The sequence below is a fragment of the Pseudomonas sp. GW821-FHT02B10 genome, from assembly GCF_059421865.1.
On record NZ_JBWKVU010000009.1, the window covers coordinates 54,975 to 74,877 of the forward strand.

Here is a 19,903-nt window from a genome sequence, read left to right on the forward strand (position 1 = left end):
TGCACCACAAACCACGATGTCAAGAACGCCCGGTTTCTGTAGGAGCCAGGCTTGCCGGCGATTGGGCCGGCAGGGCTGGTAGTGAGCTTGAGGCCTGCCGTCTGGTGGTGTCGCCACCGACGCCATCGCGAGCAAGCTTCGCTCCTACAGATGCCAGTTTGGCGGTGCGGCCAATAACGCCATCGCGAGCAATCGAGCGTCGACCGGCTGCTCCTACAGATGCTCGGGGTCAGGCGTTGGCCTTGGCGCTCACATCCGGGTCCTGCATGACTTTGAGGGTGGCTGCTTCCGGGTCGAACTCGTCTTCTTCCAGCTCGATGAACTCTTCCGGCAGGAAGATGTTCAGCAGGATCGCGCACATCGCGCCCACGGTGATCGGCGATTCGAAGATGTTGTGCAGCGCCTTGGGCAGTTCGCGCAGGACTTCCGGCACCGCCGCCACGCCCAGGCCCATGCCCAGGGAGATCGCCACGATCAGCACGTTGCGTCGATGCAGCCCGGCTTCGGCGAGGATCTTGATCCCGGCCACGGCCACGGTGCCGAACATGATCAGGGTCGCGCCGCCCAGCACCGGCTTGGGCATCAGTTGCAGCACCGCGCCGATCACGGGGAACAACCCGAGCAGCACCAGCAGGCCGGCGATGAAGTACGCCACGTAGCGGCTGGCCACGCCGGTCAGCTGAATCACCCCGTTGTTCTGGGCGAAGGTGACCATCGGCAGGCTGTTGAACACTGCCGCCACCATCGAGTTGAAACCGTCGGCCAGCAGCCCGGACTTGATGCGCTTGATGTACAGCGGGCCCTTGACCGGCTGCTGGGAAATCATCGAGTTGGCAGTCAGGTCGCCGGCCGCTTCCAGGGGCGAGATCAGGAAGATCACCGCCAGCGGAATGAAGGCGATCAGATCGAAGGAGAAACCGTACTTGAACGGCACCGGCACGCTGACCATCGGCACGTCCGGCATCGCCGCCATGTCGACCCGACCCAGCAGCCAGGCGACCACGAAGCCCAGGGTCAGGCCGATGACGATCGAGCCCAGGCGCAGCATCGGGTGACTGAAACGGTTGAGCACGACAATGGTCAGCAGCACCAGGGCGGCCAGGCCCAGGTTGCTGGCGGCGCCCAGGTCCGGCGCGCCGAAGCCGCCGGCCATGTCGGTGACCGCCACCTTGATCAGCGACAGGCCCATCAGGGTGATGATGGTGCCGGTCACCACCGGGGTGATCAGCTTGCGCAGCTTGCCGATGAACTGGCTGAGGAACATCTCGATAAAGGCCGCGCAGAAGCAGATGCCGAAGATGGTCGAGAGGATGTCCTCGTTGCTGCCACCACGGCCCTTGACCATCAGGCCGGCGCTGAGCAGCACGCTGATAAAGGAAAAGCTGGTGCCCTGCACGCACAGCAGCCCGGAGCCGATCGGTCCCAGACGCCGGGCCTGGACGAAGGTGCCCAGGCCCGAGACGAACAGCGCCATGCTGATCAGGTAGGGCGTTTCGTTCTGCAGGCCCAGCACGCCGCCGAAGATCAGGGTCGGGGAGATGATGCCGACAAAACTCGCCAGCACATGTTGCAGCGCGGCGAAGATCGCTGCGCTGAAATGCGGGCGGTCCTCCAGGCCATAGATCAGGTCGGACTTGTAGCGCGGCGTGGAGCGATCAGGTGCGGTCATGGGGAAAAGCCTGCCAATGACGTGTCAATAGGGCATGAAACACGTGGAGAAAAGGGGCGCGACGCGGGCTGTCGGAGGACGTAAGGCAAAATCTGCGGACCCGGTCAGAAAAATGGAGGCGCAGGATGCCAGAAAGGTGCCCGGGCCAGAAGGGCCAGCCTCACAATCACCCAGACACACCGGTCCCTGTAGCCGCTGCCGCAGGCTGCGATCGGCAACGCAGTTGCCGCAAAACCTGAGCCTGCGGTGCATCAGACAGAGTGCATTGTCCGGATTGCGGCCGCTTCGCGGCCGATCGCAGCCTGCGGCAGCGGCTACGGGGCTCGCTACTGACAGAACCTGACAGGGGGCTCTGCTAAGCTGCGCCGATCTTTCCCTGTCGAGCCTGATGCCGTGTCGCGTACCACGCGTTTGTTGACCCTGTTGCAAGTGCTGCGCGGCAAGCGCTGCCCGGTGACCGCCGCGGCGCTGGCGGCGGAGCTTGCGGTGTCCGAGCGCACCCTGTATCGCGACATCGCCGAGCTGACGGCCCTGGGGGCGCCGATCCATGGCGAGGCCGGGATCGGCTATGTGCTGCGCAGCGGTCTGTTCCTGCCGCCGCTGATGCTCAACGCCGACGAGACTGAAGCCATCGTCCTTGGCCTGCGGTATGTCGACCAGCGTGGCGACGAAGTCCTCGGCAAGGCCGCCGCCGATGCCCTGGCAAAGATCGCCGCGGTGCTGGCGCCGGCGGCCCAGGAAGCCTTGCACAACCCAACCGTGCTGCCCGGCCCGCCGGCGTATCGCTACCCGGAAAACGTGGTGCCGCTGAATGTGTTTCGCCAGGCGATCCGCGAGCAGGCCAAGCTGCACATCGATTACGCCGACGTGAACAAGACGCCGAGCCAGCGCCTGATCTGGCCGCTGGCCCTGGGTTTTATGAACGAGGCGCGGGTGATCGTCGCCTGGTGTGAGCTGCGCGACGATTTCCGCACCTTTCGCACCGACCGCATCGCCGCCGCGAGCGAGCAGGGCCAGCGTTATCCGGGACGGCGCAGCGACCTGTTGCGCACCTGGCGCCAGCGCATGCAACTGGACGATGCCGGGCGTTTCACTCCTGACAAGAATTGACGCGACGGCGTTTTAGCATGGCTCCAGCAACGATAAACAAGGAGCCGCAGCACCATGTCCAGCACAGCCCTTTCTCTCGCACCGGCCATCGCCGCCTACCTCGCGGCCACCAATGGTCGTGACAGTTCGGCCGTCGCCAGTTTCTTCGCCGAAGACGCCCAGGTGTTCGATGAGGGCCAGCACCAGGCCGGCACCCGGGCCATCGCCCAATGGATGGAAGACCGCGCCCGCCGTTACCAGCCCCGGCTCGAGGTGCTCAAGGTCCAGCAACGCACCGGCAAGGTGCTGGTGGATAACCTGATCTCCGGCAGCTTTCCCGGCAGCCCGCTGGAATTGCGCTACGTGTTCCGGTTGGACGAGCAGGGCAAGATCGCCCGGCTGGATATCTCGTTGTAGCCGTCGCTCCCGCGCTCGCTGTAGCCGCTGGTGAAGCCTGCGATCGGCAACGCAGTTGCCGCAAAACCTGGGCACGCGGTGTATCAGATAGAACGCGCGGCCCGGATTACGGCAACTGCGTTGCCGATCGCAGCCTCGCGCTGCTCGGCAGCGGCTACACAGGCGCCGTGTTTCCTGTAGCCGCTGCCGATCGACCGCGCAACGGTCGCCAGGTGAGGCATGGCATACTGCGCGGCCCCTTTGCGGATGCGTGGATCCCATGCCTTTCGATTCCCCCCTCAGCGCCTATCAGTACGCCCTTCAGGAGCGCGGTTTTGTCGCCGACGAGGCCCAGGAGCGGGCGATGCTGGCCCTGCAGCAGTGCCATGTCGCCCTGCATGAAGGGCGACGCTCGATCACCGGGGTTTATCTGTGGGGCCCCGTGGGGCGGGGCAAGACCTGGCTGATGGACCAGTTCTATCAAAGCCTCGAGGTGCCGGCGCGGCGTCAGCACTTCCACCATTTCATGGGCTGGGTCCATCAGCGCTCGTTCCAGCTGACCGGCACCGCCGACCCGCTGCAGGCCCTGGCCCGCGAGCTGAGCGAAGAGGTGCGGGTGCTGTGTTTCGACGAACTGTTCGTCAACGACATCGGCGACGCGATCATTCTCGGGCGCCTGTTCCAGGTGATGTTCGAACAGGGCGTGGTGATGGTCTGCACCTCCAACCAGCCGCCGCAACAGCTGTATGCCGACGGCTTCAATCGCGAACGCTTCCTGCCGGCGATCGCCGCGATCGAGGCGCATATGCAGGTGGTGGCGGTGGACGGCGCCCAGGACCATCGCCTGCACCCGGGGGCGGCCACCCAGCGTTATTGGGTCACCCCGGCCGGCCAGCCCAGCGCCCTGGGCCCGGCGTTCGAACAACTGGCGGCGGGGCAGGCGGTGTCCAGCGCGGTATTGTCGGTGGGCTACCGCGAGGTCCGGGTGATCAAGGCCAGCGAGCGGGTGCTCTGGTGCCGTTTCGCCGACCTGTGCGAGCAACCGTTTGCCGCCATGGACTTCATGGCCCTGTGCGACCGCTTCAGCGCGATCCTGCTCAGCGAAGTGCCCGAGCTCAGCGCGCAACAGCGCCCGGGGCGGATTGCCCGGGGTACCGAGGACGGCGCCGAGCGAGTGGTGGCGGGTGATCGCGAGCTGCCGCAGCTGTCGGTGCACGATGACAGCGTGCGGCGTTTCATCGCCCTGGTGGACGAGTGCTACGACCGCAAGGTGCCGCTCTACCTCGAAGCGCGGGTGCCGTTGGAGGCGTTGTACACCGAGGGCTACCTGGAGTTTCCATTCCGCCGTACCCTCAGTCGTCTGAAGGAGATGCAGCTGCAGCGTTTCGGCTGAGCACGCCTGATCATTACAAGGGAGACCTGACCGTGAACCAGCCCCTGTCTCATCATCTGCTGACCATGGCTTACCAGAACGCCTGGGCCAATCACCGCCTGGGCAAGGCCTGGGAAATACTCACCCCGAGCGAGCTGGCGGCGCCGCGGGTGAGTTTCTTTCCCAGCCTGAAAGCCACCCTCAACCACATCCTTACCTGCGACTGGTTCTATGTCGACGCGCTGGAGCGAGAGCTGCGCGGCGAGGCGCCAAGGGCCGACTGCTATGTGTTTTTCGATGACGAAGAACCTTTCGACCAGGCCGCCGACCTGCGCCGCGAGCAGGCGCTGGTGGACCGCCGGCTGATCGCCTATTGCGAGCAGCAACGGGATGTGGACCTTGCGCGCATCGTCACCATCGCCCGGGAAAAGCCGCAGTGCGATACCCGGCTGCGCATGCTTTCGCATCTGTTCGAGCACCAGTTGCATCACCGTGGCCAGGTGCACGCCATGCTCAGCGGCACCCGGGTGGCGCCGCCGCAGCTGGATGAGTTCTTCTGCGCGGGCGAGGCGGCCCTGCGCGCCGAGGACTTTGCCGAGCTGGGCTGGAGCGAAGCGCAGATCTGGGGCGCGGAGGCGGTCGAGGAAAAAGGACGGTAGCGCTTGACGCGCTAGCTGCTCGTTTGGTCATGTGCCGATGTTTACAATCGCTCTCCCGGGGACCCGCCCGGATCAATAACTGTTGAGGACAGACATGGACGTTGCAGACGTATTGGTACTCCAGGCCAGCTACACCAACCCGGTACACGCCGAGGCGATCGCCCTGGTGCTCAACCACTATGCCCAGGACCCGATGGGCGGCGGCCAGCCGTTGGACGCCGATCTGTTGCGGCAATTGCCCGGCGAACTGGCCAAGCGCCCCCACGCGTTCAGCGTGCTGGCCTTTGTCGGTGGCGAACCGGCCGGCCTGGTGAATTGCTTCGAGGGCTTTTCCACCTTTGCCGGCCGGCCGCTGGTCAATGTGCACGATGTGTCGGTGATCGATAAATTCCGCGGCCTGGGCCTGAGCCAGAAGATGCTGCACAAGGTCGAGGAGATCGCCCGCCAGCGCGGCTGCTGCAAGATCACCCTGGAAGTGCTGGAGGGCAACGCGGTGGCCCAGGCGTCCTACCGCAAGTTCGGCTTCGACGACGCCAGGCTCGACCCGAGCCATGGCCGGATGCTGTTCTGGAACAAGACCCTGTAAGCCCCTGGAGCCCGCCGGCCGATGAACTCATCTCCCCTGGATGCCCCCGTGACCCGCCGTGACAGTGCCTGGACGGTGTTCCTGGTGTTCTTGCGGTTGGGCCTGAGTTCCTTCGGCGGGCCGGTGGCGCACCTGGGGTATTTCCGCACCGAGTTCGTCCAGCGCCGCGCCTGGCTGAGCGAGGCGGCCTATGCCGAGCTGATCGCCCTGTGCCAGTTCCTCCCGGGGCCGGCCAGCAGCCAGGTGGGCTTTGCCCTGGGCTGGTCGCGGGCGGGGCTGGCCGGCGCGCTGGGCGCCTGGCTGGGTTTCACCTTGCCTTCGGCGCTGATCCTGATTGCCCTGGCCATGGGCCTGAGCGGTAGCGGCACAGGGTTGCCCGGCGGGCTGGTGCATGGCCTGAAGATCGTCGCGGTGGCGGTGGTGGCCCAGGCCCTGTGGGGCATGGGCCGTGCTTTGTGCCGCGGGCCGCTGCGTATGCTGATCACGCTTGTCTCGGCGATCAGTGTGCTGCTCTGGCCGACCACCCTTGGCCAGGTCTGTGTGATGTTGCTGGCGGGGATGATCGGCGCGGGCCTGCTCCAGCCGACTATCGACAACCGCGAGGACGGGCTGGCGATCGCGGTCGGCAAGCGCACGGGCTACCTGGCCCTTGTGCTCTTTGCCCTGTTGCTGGCGGGCTTGCCGCTGCTGGCCGGGCTCTGGCCCAGCCTGTCGCTGCTGCTGGCCGACAGTTTTTATCGCGCCGGTGCCCTGGTGTTTGGCGGCGGCCATGTGGTGCTGCCGCTGTTGCAGAGCGAGGTGGTCGCACCGGGCCTGCTGAGCAACGATCTGTTTCTCGCCGGTTATGCCGCTGCCCAGGCGGTGCCAGGCCCCTTGTTCTCTTTTTCGGCTTTTCTCGGCGCCGCCATCGACGGCTGGCGCGGCGCGCTGGTGTGCCTGGCGATGATTTTCCTGCCGGCCATGCTGCTGATCGTCGGCGTCCTGCCGTTCTGGCAGCACCTGCGCCACCTGGGCCGGGTCCAGGCCGCGCTGGCCGGCGTCAACGCGGCGGTGGTCGGCCTGCTGGCGGCGGCGCTGTACGAGCCGCTGTGGACCAGCACCATCCTCAAGCCGCTGGACCTGGGGTTGGCCCTGCTGGCCCTGGCCGCGCTGATGCGCTGGAAGCTGCCGCCCTGGCTGGTGGTGCTCGCCGGTGGCGCCGTCGGCCTGCTGCTGGAGGCCTGAGGCCAGCGTCGTCAGGTGCGCGGCGGGTGATTGAGCCGGGCAAACACCAGGCGGAACAGGGTGAAGCTGCCCGGCACGCTGCTGACCTCGGTCCGGCCCTGATGCAGGTTCATGATCGAGCGCACGATCGCCAAGCCCAGTCCCGTACCGCCTTCGGCGCGCGAGCGGCTGCTGTCGACCCGATAGAAGCGCTCGAACAGGTGCGCCAGGTGCTGCTCCGGGATACCGGCGCCGGGGTTGCCCACCGACAGCGACACGCTCGATTCATGCTCCTCCACCAGGATCGAAATACTCGACGCCCGCGGGCTGTGGCGGATGGCGTTGGACAGCAGGTTGGAGATCGCCCGCTGGATCATCAGGCGGTCGCCGTACACCAGGCCATCGCCGGACAGGCTGATGCCCAGGTGCTTTTCCTCGGCGCTCAGGGCGAACAGTTCCATGACCCGCCGCGCTTCCTCGCCCAGGGAGATTGCTTCGAACGCCACCTGGGAGGCCGGATGGCTGACCTGGGCGAGGAACAGCATGTCGCTGACGATCCGGGTCAGGCGCTCCAGCTCTTCGGTGCTCGACTCCAGCACCGCCTTGTACTCGTGGGGCGGGCGCTCCCGGGACAGGGTGACCTGGGCCTTGCCCATCAGGTTGGTGATGGGCGAGCGCAGCTCGTGGGCCAGGTCGTCGGAGAATTGCGAGAGCTGCTGCACGCCGCCGTCGAGCCGGTGCAGCATGAAATTGATGCTGTGGGCCAGCTCGGCCAGCTCCCTTGGCAGGTTGTCCGGCGACAGCCGATGGGTCAGGTCCTGGGTGGTGACCTTGGCGGCCACCCGGCTGAACTGCTGCAACGGCGCCAGGCCACGCTGTACCACCCACCAGGCGCCGATGCCGATCAGCATCAGCAGCAGGGGCAAGGCGATCACCGTGGAACGCAGGTAGGCACTGAGCAGTGCCTGGTCGTTGGCCCGGTCCAGGGACAGCACCACCCGCACCTGTTCGCCGTTGCGCAGGGTTATCAGGCTGGAGGCGCTGAGCAACCGGTTGCCGGCGCTGTCGAGCCAGTCGAGGAACGCCGGGCTTTCCGGCTGGGTCAGGGCTTCGGGCAGCGGGCCCAGGTTGCGGTTGCCGATGTTCAGCAGCGGTTCGGCCTGGGGATCGGCGGCGAAAATGCTCAGGTGCAGGTTGTCGTGGCCCATCACCAGATCCAGCAGCGAATGTGGGCGGGCGGCGATATCGCCGGTCTTCAGGTCGCTGGTCAGGGTGTGGCGGATCTGTTCGAGTTTGCTGTCCAGGCTTTCCCGCGCCAGGCTGCCCAGCTCGTGGCTGAGGGCCAGGTAGGCCAGGGTCGCGAGCAGCAGCACCAGGCCGGCACCCATCAGGCTGACGGTCAGGCCCAGGCGCATGGACAGGCTGCTGGCGGTGCGTTGCGCGGCTTTCATTGGCGCACTTCCAGGACATAACCGACGCCACGGATGGTGTGGATCAGCTTGATCTCGCTGGCATCGTCGATCTTCGCCCGCAGGCGGCTGATGGAGACCTCCACCACGTTGGTGTCGCAGTCGAAGTTCATGTCCCAGACCAGAGAGATGATCTGGGTCCGGGTCAGCACCTCGCCCGATTGGCGCATCAGCACCTGCAACAGGGTGAACTCCTTGGTGGTCAGGTCGATGCGCCGCGAGCCGCGATAGGCCCGGTGCCGGCGTGGGTCGAGCTCCAGGTCGGCGACCCGCAGGGTGTCGGTCGCCGGCAGGTTCTCGCTGCGCCGCAGCAGGGTGCGCACCCGCGCCAGCAACTCGGGAAACTCGAACGGCTTGACCAGGTAATCGTCGGCCCCCAGGTCCAGCCCCTTGACCTTGTCGGCCAGGCGCCCGCGCGCCGAGAGCATCATCACCCGGGCGTTGCTGTCCTTGCGCATGTCTTCCAGCACCTGCCAGCCGTCCTTTTCCGGCAGATTGACGTCCAGAATCACCAGTTCGTAGTTTTGCTGTTCGATCAGGTAAAGCCCGTCGACACCGGTGGCGGCGCGGTCGACTACATAACCGCTTTCGGTCAGGCCCTGATGCAGATAATCGGCAGTTTTACGCTCGTCTTCGACAACCAGAATGCGCATGGAAAAGTGACCTCTTGATCATTAATACGATTTCAATGGCGCTGGATATGAAGTTGTTGTTGGACCAGCCATAAAACCCGCGAAGTTGCTGCTGATAAATAGCCTCAGCCGTTTGGGTCGGGGGAATGCTCAAGCCTGAAGTGGCTTTAGGGTCAAGATTTAAAGTGCCTGATATCAATGGCTTGTGTCTGTTTTCGACAGCCGGTTAGCTGGCTGGGCCAATAGCAAGCTAAGTGAAGTGATTCAAACCGATCATGTGTTATTTACTGTTTCAATATATGTCGAAGTTTGGCGGAAACTTATATTAATACAGCCGGTAATGACGGTTGCTTAGATGGCGTAATTGTCATTTTGACGTCAGAAAGTTGATAGCCCATGGTCATGTCGCTGATATCGACGGCAATAAAAAAGGCGCCCGTGAAAGGGCGCCGGAAGATCCTCTCTGGCAAAGGAGCATGATCGTCAGAGAGGAGTAGAGCTCGGGGCGTTTCAGGCGTCCGGTTGCGCGCTGGCGCGGGTCGGGTCCTCGGCGGGTGCCTGGGGTTTTTTCCCGTTCTCGGAGGACGTCTGTTCGCTATCGGTGCGGGGTATCTGCTGGCTGATGGGGAAGTTATCCCAGTAGTGCTTCATGCGTTCAGCGCCGCCTTCGGCGAACGCTGCACCCGAGCTGGCAATCATCAGACCGGCGAGCAGGAGTGTGGAGGCTTTCATATGCGATGTCCCATTGACGGTGATCGGTATCCGTTGCGTCCCTGTAACGAAGCAGTGAGGGAAGTCTGGCGCGATCTTATTAACTAGGGGTTAACAGGACGCTGAAGGCGGGATGACAATGCTGTCATCCCGGATGAGGGGCGCTGACGGCCCACAGATATGAGCTGTGTAGGAAGAAGGGCGGGTTACAGCTTCCAGTCCAGGCTCAGGGTCAGGGTGCGCGGTTCGCCCCAGTAGACGCCGTTATAGAAGCCGACCCGTTCGTAGTACTTCTTGTCGAACAGGTTGGTGACGTTGAGCGAGGCCGACAGGTGCGGGTCGAACTCGTAGCGCGACATCAGCCCGGCCACGCTGTAGGCCTGCTGATGGATGCGGGTGTTTTCGGTGACGATGCGCCCGTTGCCGTCGCGCCCCACCGGCCGCCGGCTGCTGCCGTAGATCTCGCTTTGCCAGTTCAGGCTGCCGCCGACGGTCAGCGCCCGCCACTGGCCTGGCAGGCGATAGGCCGTCGACAGGCGCAGCATGTTCATCGGCTCGCCGCCGTTGGCGCGCTGCTTTTCACCGTCCAGGGCGTGGGTGTAGGTGTAGCCGGCGGTGAGGTTCCAGCCCGCGAGGATTTCGCCCGAGACCTCGGCCTCGAACCCCTGGACCTTGCCGCCTTTGCCGCCCGACTTGTAGAACTCCTCGCCGGTGACCGGGTCCGGCGGCACCGAGCTGTCCAGTTCGGCGACGTTGTCCTGCTTGCTCCAGAACACTGCGGTGGCCAGGTTCAGGCGCTCCTCCAGCAGGCTGCCCTTGAGCCCCAGCTCGTAGTTGCTGCCGACCACCGGCTCCAGGTATTTGCGGCTGGCGTCGCGCTCGGTCTGGGGCTTGAAGATGTCGGTGTAGCTGACATACACCGTGTATTGCGGGGTGAGGTCGTACAGCAGGCCGGCGTAGGGCGTCCACATGTCGTTGTGCTGTTGGTGGGTGTCTTCGAGGCTGGTCAGCTGGTTGTTGGCGTCGTAGCGGCGAGAACGACTGTGGGCGCTCCAACTGCCGTAACGGCTGCCGAGCACCGCGTGCAGCTCGTCGCTCAGGCTCAGGCGGGTCGCCAGGTAGCCGGCCTTTTGCCGGGTGCTGTCGCCGGAGCCGGGCAGGTTGGTCACGGTGTCGGGAAACTTGGCGATGCCGCCCATGTATTTCCAGTCGGCGATGCTGGCGTAACCCGGCGGCGTCGGGCCGTCGACGGTGTGTGGCGACGATTCGCGGCGCTCGGCCTCGCCGTAGCCCAGCATCAGTTCATGTTCGCGGCCCAGCAGGTTGTAGGGACCGGCCAGGTTGAAGTCGTACACGCGCATTTTCTGCGTGCCGATCATATGGCTGGTCCAGGCGGTCATGCCCGAGCGGTCGGCCTCCGGGAAACCGGCACCGCCGTAATAGACCTTGCCGTCGCTGTCGCTGTCGCGGTGGGTGTAGGCGGCTTTCAGGTGCCAGTCGTGGCCCAGGCGCTGGTCGAGGGTGGCGAAGGCGGTCTTGTCCCTGAGCGGCCAGGAGCTCCATTGCGCCGCCATGTTGGTGGAGCGCGGCAGGTTGGCCTTGCCGCCCGCGGCGTTCCAGTAGGGCACGGTGCCCCAGGAGGTGCCCTGGACCTGCTTGTCCTGGTAGTCGTAGCCCACCGCCAGGGTGGTGCTGTCGGTCAGGTCGGCCTCGAGAATGCCGTAGCCGACTTCCCGCTGCAGCTGGTAGTGGTCGCGAAACGACTGGCTGTCGCGATAGGCCAGCACCGTGCGCCCGCGCAGGCGTCCGTCGAACCCCAGGGGGCCGCCGACATCGACGTAGCTGTAGTAGTTGTCGTAGCTGCCGCCGCTGACACCGGCCTTGGCCGCCCACTCGTGGGTCGGTCGCTTGCGCACCATGTTGACGGTGGCCGAAGGGTCGCCGGCACCGGTGGTCAGGCCGGTGGCGCCGCGGACCACCTCGATGCGGTCGTAGATGATGGTGTCCGCATCGGACTTCATGCGGGTGAAGGTGTTGAGCATGCCATCGATCTGGAAGTTGTTGATGGAGTAGCCGCGGGAGGAATAGCTCACCCGGTCGGAGTCCAGGTGCTGGACCACCACCCCGGTGGTTTGCCCCAGGACCTCGGACAAGGTGTCGAGTTTGAAATCGTCCATCTGCTGGCGGGTCACCACCGACACCGATTGCGGGGTTTCCTTGATCGACAGGTTAAGGCGCGTGGCGGTGCTCATGCTGCCGGTGGTGTAGGACCCGGTATTTTCCGTGGTGGCGCCCAGGCCCTGGGCGGTGACGCTGGTGGCATCGAGCTCCAGGGTCCTGGCGCTGCGGTCGGGGTTCCGGGCGGGTTCGCTTTCGGCCAGCAGATCGGGGCTCAGAACCGCGCCGCACAGGCCGAATGTCAAAGTCATGGATCGGGTGAATGGCGCGAGCATCGCTGCCGCCTCCTTGTCGTCGAGGGAAAAAATCCGTTTGCACAGAGACGAAAAGGCGGAAGGGTATTTAGGATAAACGAGAATAATTATTATCTTTAGAGATGCAAAAATGCCCCATGAAGGGGCATTGAGGGCCGGTATTACGGGGCTGCGTGAGCCCCGTAGGAAACGGCTTATTCTGGCATCGCTTATTTCTGCACGACTTATTTCTGTACGACTTATTTCTGTACTACCGCGGTGGGTGGCGGTGCCTTGGGCTTCATCAGGCTGAAGTCGATCAGGGCTTTCTCGTTGCGTTCATAAGGGTTGCCGATCAGCAGCGGGCGCGGCTTGAAGCTGTCGCTGACCAGGCTCTTGCTGCGGTCCAGTTCGTCGGAACTCAGCCCGGCCATGTCGGCCCAGGTATGGATCAGGTGCGAGCTGCTGTAGGCGCGGCCGAGGTCGCCGGCGAAGTTCCAGTCATGGTTCTGCTTCCACTTCGGCGAGGCCCAGGCGATGAACGGAATGGTGTACATCGGCGCGGTCGGCTTGCCTTCGTTGCGGCCCAGGGTGTTGTGGCCGGCGGAGTCGAACACGTCTTCGCCGTGGTCCGACAGGTACAGCAGGAAGCCGTTGGGGTCGGTCTTGGCGTAGTCCTTGATCAGGCTCGAAACCACGAAGTCGTTGTACAGCACGGCGTTGTCGTAGCTGTTGTAGGTCGGCACCTGGTCGTCACGCACGCCGGCCGGCACGCCAGTGCGGTCGGTGAACTTGTCGTAGCTCGGCGGGTAGCGGTACTGGTAGCTCATGTGGGTGCCCAGCAGGTGGACCACGATGAACTTGCGCGGCGCGCCGTCGGCCAGGGCCTTGGAGAACGGCTCCAGCACGTCGCCGTCGTACTGGCGGGCGTTCTGGTTGCGGTTGTTGTTCAGGTAGACCTGCTCGTCCGCCTGCTCGGAGAAGGTGGTGAGCATGGTGTTGCGTTTGGTCATGGTCTGCTGGTTGGTGATCCAGTAGGTCTTGTAGCCGGCCTGCTTCATCACGCTGACCAGGGACGGGGTCTTGAGGTACAGGTCCGGGTTTTCCTCGTCGGCGAAGGTCAGCACCTGCTGCAAGGCTTCGATGGTGTAGGGGCGCGGGGTGATGACGTTGTCGAAGATCGCCAGCTGGTCCTTGAGCTTGTCCAGCTCCGGCGTGGTCTGGCGCGGGTAGCCGTAGAGGCTCATGCGCTGGCGGTTGGTCGACTCGCCGATCACCAGGACCAGGGTCGAAGGCTGGTTGGCCATGCTGTCCTTGAGGTTGTGCAGCGGCGGGATCTTGCTCACGTTGTCGAGCATGCCCTGCATGTTTTCCAACTGCTCGCGGTAGCGTCGGTAGGCCACCACCATCTGCCACGGCACCGCGGGCTCGATGCGCGTTTCGAATTTCTCCAGGCCGCCGGCGAAGCTGCCGGTGCGCGCGGTCTGCTTGATCAGCGGGTAGCCGATGACGGCGATCAGGATGGCCATGGCCGCCACCAGCGCGCGACCGCGCGGCAGGTAGACCGGGCGCAGGCGGGTCCAGAGGAAGAGGGCGAAGGCGGTATGGGCGAGGAACGCCAGCACCATCCACCAGGCGAAGTACTGGGTCAGGTACTCACCGGCTTCGGAGGGGTTCGACTCGAACATGATGAAGATGACGCTCTGGGAGAACTCCTGCTGGTAAATGAAGAAGTAACCCAGGCTGGCCATGGAACAGGCCCAGAGCACGATGCCGATGACGGCGGCCATCGCGCGGGTGCGGGCCGGGAACAGCAGCATCGGCGCCAGCCAGATCGCGCTCATGATGAAGGCTTGGCGGAAACCGGCGAACCCGGAGGTGTCGGTCAGTTGGATCAGTAACTGGGTGATGCCGGAGAAGTACCAGAAGAACAGGAAGAGCCAGCCCAGGCCCGCCCAGTCAAACCCCTTCGCGGATGTCTTATCGCGTTTAAACACTGCCATCGAGCGCTCCAGCTGCATTGAACATGACATTCGCCGGAAAGCTTCGACTACCTCGGCGAACGCGCGCCGCGCCCGTGGGGGCGGCAATATTGCGCCGGAGTATCTACAAGCAGGTGTGAAAACTTTGTGAGTTGGTACCTACGTGTCAGATAATGCCGTCGCCAGGAGGCGGGTAGGGTAAAAAGCGACGGGCAAAAAGAAGCCGGCGATCCATCAAGGACTCAGCCGGCTTCATTAACAACCTGTTGCAAGGACCGGCCACGGCGGGCAGGTTCCTCGGATTCTCAGGCGTGTAGCTGGGTGACGGCAGCCACCTGACCCTGGTTCTGCAATGCCAGGCGCAGTTGCGCCAGCTCTTGCTTCAACTGGTCGTGCTCGTTCTTCAGTTCGCGCAACTCGTCACGACGGATAGTGACGTAGAGGGTTTGTGCTGGTCGTGCCGGTAGTACTGTGCCCATTGCTCACCTCGCAAATGGCGTGCATCAACTGTGGTCCGGCCGCTTGAATTCCGGGGCCTGAAACACTATCGGCGGCAATTTTGATTTCTTTTGCCGGCAAAGGGAACTTTTTTATTTTCAGCGGTCGTTGTGCCTTCGAAGCGATTCGCGTCGTTATCCACTCACTGCTTGGGAAACTTAGTCCAGCCGCTCTGGACTAACCCTCACTGGCCTCGTTGGGCTATAACCTTTTGACACAATTTAGTAGTAAGGAGCATCAGCACATGCAACTGGGGATTATCGGACTGGGCCGCATGGGCGGGAACATTGCGCGGCGCCTGATGCTCAATGGGCATGAAACCGTGGTCTATGACCGTAACAGCGCTTTTGTCAGCACCCTGAGTGGCGAAGGCGCCAAGGGCGTCGCCGACCTGCCGGCCCTGGTCGCCGGCCTGGAGAAGCCGCGCGCGGTCTGGGTCATGCTGCCGGCTGGCGCGCCCACCGAAGACACCATCGAAACCCTCAGCCAGTTGCTCGAACCGGGCGACGTGATCATCGATGGCGGCAACACCTACTATAAGGACGACATCCGTCGCGCCCAGGCGCTGGCGGAAAAAGGCCTGAACTACATCGACGTCGGCACCTCTGGCGGCGTCTGGGGCCTGGAGCGCGGCTACTGCATGATGATCGGCGGCGACGCCGAGGTTGTCCGCCGCCTGGACCCGCTGTTCGATGCGCTGGCGCCGGGCATGGGCGACATCCCGCGGACCAAGGACCGGGTGGCTGAAGACGATCGCGCCGAGCGCGGTTACATCCACGCCGGCCCCGCCGGTGCCGGGCACTTCGTCAAGATGATCCACAACGGCATCGAGTACGGCATGATGCAGGCCTTCGCCGAAGGCTTCGACATCCTCAAGACCAAAGCCTCGCCAAGCCTGCCGCAAGACCAGCGCTTCGACCTCAACGTCGCCGATATCGCCGAAGTCTGGCGCCGTGGCAGCGTGGTCTCGTCCTGGTTGCTGGACCTGACCGCCGACGCCCTGGCCACCGATCCGCAACTCGACGGTTTCTCCGGCGAAGTGGCCGACAGCGGTGAAGGTCGCTGGACCATCGAAGCCGCCATCGAGCAGGCGGTGCCGGTTCCTGTGCTGTCCAGCTCGCTGTTCGCTCGTTTCCGCTCCCGCCAGCAGAGCACCTATGGCGACAAGATGCTGTCGGCCATGCGTTTCGGCTTCGGCGGCCACGTGGAGACTCCGAAAAAATGACCTCCTTGCGAAAGAAGTCCAAGGCTCAACCCGCTCCACCCACCACACTGTTTCTATTCGGCGCCCATGGCGACCTGGTCAAGCGCCTGCTGATGCCGGCGCTGTACAACCTCAACCGTGACGGTTTGCTGGATGAGGGGTTGAAGATTGTCGGCGTCGATCACAACGCGATCAGCGATGTGGATTTCGCCAAGAAGCTCGAGGACTTCATTCGCACCGAGGCTGCCGGCAAGGTCGGCAGCGGCGCGCAAGCGCTGGACCCGGCGCTCTGGGCCAAGCTGGCCAATGGCATCAGCTATGTCCAGGGCGACTTCCTGGACGACAGCACCTACGACGCGCTGGCGGCGAAAATCGCCGCCAGCGGCACTGGCAATGCGGTGTTCTACCTGGCCACCGCACCGCGCTTCTTCAGTGAAGTGGTGCAGCGCCTGGGTGCGTCGGGGTTGCTGGTCGAAGGGGACAACGCGTTTCGCCGGGTGGTGGTGGAGAAGCCGTTCGGCTCCGACCTGCACACCGCGCAAGCGCTGAACGAATGCCTGCTCAAGGTGATGAGCGAGAAGCAGATCTATCGGATCGACCATTACCTGGGCAAGGAGACGGTGCAGAACATTCTGGTCAGCCGTTTCTCCAACAGCCTGTTCGAGGCTTTCTGGAACAACCATTACATCGACCACGTGCAGATCACCGCGGCGGAAACCGTCGGGGTGGAAACCCGTGGCAGCTTTTATGAAAACACCGGCGCCCTGCGCGACATGGTGCCCAATCACCTGTTCCAGCTGCTGGCGATGGTCGCCATGGAACCACCGGCGGCCTTCGGCGCCGATGCGGTGCGCGGAGAAAAGGCCAAGGTGGTGGGGGCGATTCGTCCCTGGAGCACCGAAGAGGCCCTGGCCAACTCGGTGCGTGGCCAGTACGTGGCGGGCAAGGCGGGCGACAAGCCGGTGGCCGGCTACCGCGAAGAGGCCAATGTGGCCCCGGACAGCAACACCGAAACCTACGTCGCCCTCAAGGTGATGATCGACAACTGGCGCTGGGTCGGCGTGCCGTTCTACCTGCGCACCGGCAAGCGCATGAGCGTGCGCGACACCGAGATCGCCATCTGCTTCAAGCCTGCGCCGTACGCGCAGTTCCGCGATACCGAGGTCGACCACTTGCAGCCGACCTACCTGCGCATCCAGATCCAGCCCAATGAAGGCATGTGGTTCGACCTGCTGGCGAAAAAGCCCGGGCCGACCCTGGAGATGGCCAATATCGAGCTGGGGTTCGCCTACAAGAACTTCTTCGAGATGCAGCCTTCTACCGGCTACGAGACGCTGATCTACGATTGCCTGACCGGCGACCAGACCCTGTTCCAGCGCGCCGACAACATCGAAAACGGCTGGCGCGCGGTGCAGCCGTTCCTCGATGCCTGGAAGGAAAAGGCCAAGGTGCATATCTACCGGGCCGGTGAAGACGGACCGGCGGCCGGCGACGAGTTGCTGACCCGCGACGGCCGTGAATGGCACAGCCTCGGATGAGGGGCGAGGGGCAGCATCCCATCCAGTTCCTGCTCAGCGACATGGACGGCACCTTGCTGCTGCCCGATCACAGCTTGAGCCAGCGCACCATCGCCGCGGTGCGCGCGCTGCGCGAAGCCGGGGTGTTCTTCAGTCTCGCCACCGGGCGACCGCCGCGGGCCATGTTGCAGCAGATCGAGGCCCTGGGCGTCGACCTGCCGACCGCGGCGTTCAATGGCGGCACCCTCGTCAATCCCGATGGCAGTTTCCTGGTGCGCCACCATGTGCCGGTAGCGGTCGCCAACACTGTCCTGGCGCTGTTGTCGCCGCAGCCGGAAGTCGAAGTCTGGGTGTTCGCCGACGGTGAATGGCTGCTGCGCAATCCCCATGGGCCGATGGTGCCGCGCGAGCAGCATGGCCTGGGTTATCCGCCGGTGGTGGTGGAGAGCTTCGAGGACTACCTGCCGCGCATCGACAAGATAGTCGCCGCCAGTGCCGACACTGAACTGTTGGTGGAGCTGGAGGCACGTTTGCTGGAGCAGGTCGGTGGGCAGGCGCAGGTCTCCCGTTCGCAGCCGGTGTACCTGGATGTGACGGCGCTGCAGGCCAACAAGGGGCAGGCGCTGATCACCCTGGCGGAGTTTCTCGGGGTGCCGCTGGAGCGTACCGCGGCGCTGGGCGATGGCGGCAACGACCCGGCGATGTTCCAGCAGGCCGGGTTGTCGATTGCCATGGGCCAGGCCGAAGCGGCGGTGAAACGCCAGGCCGACCTGGTGACGGGCAGCAATGTCGTGGATGGCGCCGCCGAGGCGATCGAACGATTTATCCTGCCGCGCTAATGCAAAACCTGTAGCCGCTGCCGCAGGCTCGGGCCGTGTTCGGACGATAAGGCCGAAGGCCTTCAGCGATCTGGAGACCGCCGCGACCCTGCGGGTCGATCGCAGCCTACGGCAGCGGCTACATCCTTACAGCCAGTAGCTCACCGCATACCAGCCCAGCACACCCATCACCAGGGTGTAGGGCAACGCCATCCACACCATGCGTCCATACGACAGGCGCACCAGCGGCGCGATCGCCGAGGTGAGCAGGAACAGGAACGCCGCCTGGCCGTTGGGCGTGGCCACGCTCGGCAGGTTGGTGCCGGTGTTGATCGCCACCGCCAGGGTTTCGAAGTGTTCGCGGCTCATCAGTCCGGAAGCGAAGGCCTGTTTCACTTCGGTGATGTAGATGGTGGCGACGAACACGTTATCGCTGATGGCCGACAACAGCCCGTTGGCGATAAACAGCATGCCCGGCTGCTGGCTCGCCGGCAGCGCCAGCACCCATTGGATCAGCGGGGTGAACAGCTGCTGGTCATGAATCACCGCCACCACCGCGAAAAACACCACCAGCAGGGCGGTGAACGGCATCGCATCCTTGAACGCGCTGCCCAGGCGGTGCTCGTCGGTGATGCCGGTGAAGGCGGTAATCAGCACGATCACCATCAGGCCGATCAGGCCGACCTCGGCGATATGCAGGGCCAGCGCGGCAATCAGGATCAGCGCCGCCACGCCCTGTACCAGCAGCGCCGCGCGTTGCCGGTCGGTGCGTTCGGCGTTGTCTTCGGCGGCGTAGTTGGCCAGCACCGCGCGCACGTTGTCCGGCAGCAGGGTGCCGTAGCCGAACCAGCGCAGTTTCTCCAGCAGCACGCAGGTCACCAGCCCGGCCACCAGCACCGGCAGGGACACCGGGGCGACCTTGAGGAAGAAGTCGGCGAAGTGCCAACCCATTTCATGGCCGATCAGCAGGTTCTGCGGCTCGCCCACCAGGGTGCAGACGCCACCCAGGGCGGTGCCCACCGCGCCATGCATCAGCAGGCTGCGCAGGAAGGCGCGGAACTGTTCGAGGTCCTGGTGGTGGAGTTGTGGCAAGTGCTGGTCGTCGTTGAATTCGCTGTCCTGGCGCGGGTCGTTGCCGGACGCCACCCGGTGATACACCGAATAGAAGCCCACCGCGGCGCTGATGATCACCGCGGTCACCGTCAGGGCATCGAGAAACGCCGAGAGGAAGGCCGAGAGAAAGCAGAACAGCAGACCCAGCAGCGCCTTGGAACGTACCCCCAGCAATAGCCGGGAGAACAGGAACAGCAGCAGCTCCTTCATGAAATAGATGCCGGCCACCATGAACATCAGCAGCAGGATCACCGGGAAGTTGTGCACCAGTTCGTCGTACAGCGCCTGGGGCGTGGTCATGCCCAGCGCCACGGCTTCCAGCACCAGCAGGCCGCCGGGCATCAACGGGTAGCACTTGAGGGCCATGGCCAGGGCGAAGATGAACTCGGCCACCAGCATCCAGCCGGCCGTCACCGGGCCGACCGTGAACAGCAGCAAGGGATTGAGCAGCAGGAAGGCGAGGATGCTGGCTTTGTACCAGCGCGGTGAATGGCCGAGAAAGTTGTGGGTGAAAGCCTGGGCCAGTGAACCGGACATTGGCTGCTCCTTGTATTGAAGAAGCGCGCAACTTGCC

Annotated in this window: 17 protein-coding genes; 9 read left to right on the forward strand and 8 right to left on the reverse strand. The window is 64.3% G+C overall.

All coding sequences use genetic code 11. The features are described 5' to 3' along the window. Nucleotides 1-229 precede the first annotated feature (229 nt). A complete protein-coding gene (locus AC07VU_RS19400; protein ID WP_009043732.1) occupies nt 230-1,669 on the reverse strand; it encodes a nucleobase:cation symporter-2 family protein in 1,440 nt (479 codons plus the stop codon). A 393-nt stretch (nt 1,670-2,062) separates the two neighbouring features. Here AC07VU_RS19400 and AC07VU_RS19405 point away from each other — a divergent pair, with 393 nt between their 5' ends. The 6 genes from AC07VU_RS19405 (at nt 2,063) to chrA (ending at nt 6,995) form a co-directional block, all read left to right on the forward strand. Beyond that, nucleotides 2,063-2,779 carry a helix-turn-helix transcriptional regulator gene (locus AC07VU_RS19405; RefSeq protein ID WP_062825795.1) on the forward strand — a complete coding sequence of 239 codons (717 nt, stop codon included), beginning with the start codon at nt 2,063-2,065 and terminating at the stop codon, nt 2,777-2,779. A gap of 54 nt (nt 2,780-2,833) precedes the next feature. Then, a complete protein-coding gene (locus tag AC07VU_RS19410; protein WP_495030276.1) occupies nt 2,834-3,175 on the forward strand; it encodes a nuclear transport factor 2 family protein in 342 nt (113 codons plus the stop codon). Between the two features lie 259 nt (nt 3,176-3,434). Next, a complete protein-coding gene (zapE, locus tag AC07VU_RS19415) occupies nt 3,435-4,547 on the forward strand; it encodes a cell division protein ZapE (RefSeq protein WP_274302572.1) in 1,113 nt (370 codons plus the stop codon). Nucleotides 4,548-4,579: 32 nt separating this feature from the next. Next, nucleotides 4,580-5,185: a DinB family protein gene (locus AC07VU_RS19420; protein ID WP_495030277.1), complete on the forward strand. Its 606-nt coding sequence runs from the start codon at nt 4,580-4,582 to the stop codon at nt 5,183-5,185. Nucleotides 5,186-5,279: 94 nt separating this feature from the next. After that, entirely contained in the window at nt 5,280-5,771 is a 492-nt protein-coding gene (locus AC07VU_RS19425; RefSeq protein ID WP_009043737.1) for a GNAT family N-acetyltransferase, read from the forward strand. 21 nt (nt 5,772-5,792) lie between these two features. Further along, complete coding sequence (chrA, locus tag AC07VU_RS19430; protein WP_495030278.1) at nt 5,793-6,995, forward strand: chromate efflux transporter; 1,203 nt, start codon at nt 5,793-5,795, stop codon at nt 6,993-6,995. Nucleotides 6,996-7,006: 11 nt separating this feature from the next. Here chrA and AC07VU_RS19435 read toward each other — a convergent pair whose 3' ends face one another. From AC07VU_RS19435 to AC07VU_RS19460, 6 genes are all read right to left on the reverse strand, one after another. Next, entirely contained in the window at nt 7,007-8,425 is a 1,419-nt protein-coding gene (locus AC07VU_RS19435; RefSeq protein WP_274302579.1) for a heavy metal sensor histidine kinase, read from the reverse strand. Then, nucleotides 8,422-9,096, reverse strand: coding sequence for a heavy metal response regulator transcription factor (locus tag AC07VU_RS19440; protein WP_007922715.1), 675 nt, complete (start codon nt 9,094-9,096; stop codon nt 8,422-8,424). Before AC07VU_RS19440 ends, AC07VU_RS19435 begins: the two co-directional genes overlap by 4 nt. 489 nt (nt 9,097-9,585) lie before the next feature. Further along, nucleotides 9,586-9,807: a hypothetical protein gene (locus AC07VU_RS19445; protein ID WP_009043741.1), complete on the reverse strand. Its 222-nt coding sequence runs from the start codon at nt 9,805-9,807 to the stop codon at nt 9,586-9,588. A 185-nt stretch (nt 9,808-9,992) separates the two neighbouring features. Further along, nucleotides 9,993-12,239 carry a TonB-dependent siderophore receptor gene (locus AC07VU_RS19450; RefSeq protein WP_495030279.1) on the reverse strand — a complete coding sequence of 749 codons (2,247 nt, stop codon included), beginning with the start codon at nt 12,237-12,239 and terminating at the stop codon, nt 9,993-9,995. 218 nt (nt 12,240-12,457) lie between these two features. Beyond that, on the reverse strand, nt 12,458-14,200 hold the full coding sequence (locus AC07VU_RS19455; RefSeq protein WP_274302582.1) for a phosphoethanolamine transferase CptA: 1,743 nt from the start codon (nt 14,198-14,200) through the stop codon (nt 12,458-12,460). Nucleotides 14,201-14,484: 284 nt separating this feature from the next. Continuing rightward, nucleotides 14,485-14,658: a DUF6026 family protein gene (locus AC07VU_RS19460; RefSeq protein ID WP_495030280.1), complete on the reverse strand. Its 174-nt coding sequence runs from the start codon at nt 14,656-14,658 to the stop codon at nt 14,485-14,487. Between the two features lie 230 nt (nt 14,659-14,888). On the opposite strand from AC07VU_RS19460, the gene gnd reads away from it, so the two are divergent. From gnd to AC07VU_RS19475, 3 genes are read left to right on the forward strand one after another with little or no spacing between them, the layout of a single operon-like run. Next, nucleotides 14,889-15,902 carry a phosphogluconate dehydrogenase (NAD(+)-dependent, decarboxylating) gene (gene gnd / locus AC07VU_RS19465; RefSeq protein WP_225970778.1) on the forward strand — a complete coding sequence of 338 codons (1,014 nt, stop codon included), beginning with the start codon at nt 14,889-14,891 and terminating at the stop codon, nt 15,900-15,902. Next, nucleotides 15,899-17,419, forward strand: a complete 1,521-nt coding sequence (zwf, locus tag AC07VU_RS19470) for a glucose-6-phosphate dehydrogenase (protein ID WP_495030281.1) — start codon at nt 15,899-15,901, stop codon at nt 17,417-17,419. Before gnd ends, zwf begins: the two co-directional genes overlap by 4 nt. Next, nucleotides 17,416-18,237, forward strand: a complete 822-nt coding sequence (locus AC07VU_RS19475; protein WP_274302584.1) for an HAD family hydrolase — start codon at nt 17,416-17,418, stop codon at nt 18,235-18,237. Before zwf ends, AC07VU_RS19475 begins: the two co-directional genes overlap by 4 nt. Before the next feature lie 126 nt (nt 18,238-18,363). Here the strand turns inward: AC07VU_RS19475 and nhaB are convergent, their stop codons facing one another. Further along, complete coding sequence (gene nhaB / locus AC07VU_RS19480; RefSeq protein WP_274302586.1) at nt 18,364-19,866, reverse strand: sodium/proton antiporter NhaB; 1,503 nt, start codon at nt 19,864-19,866, stop codon at nt 18,364-18,366. Nucleotides 19,867-19,903 lie beyond the last annotated feature (37 nt).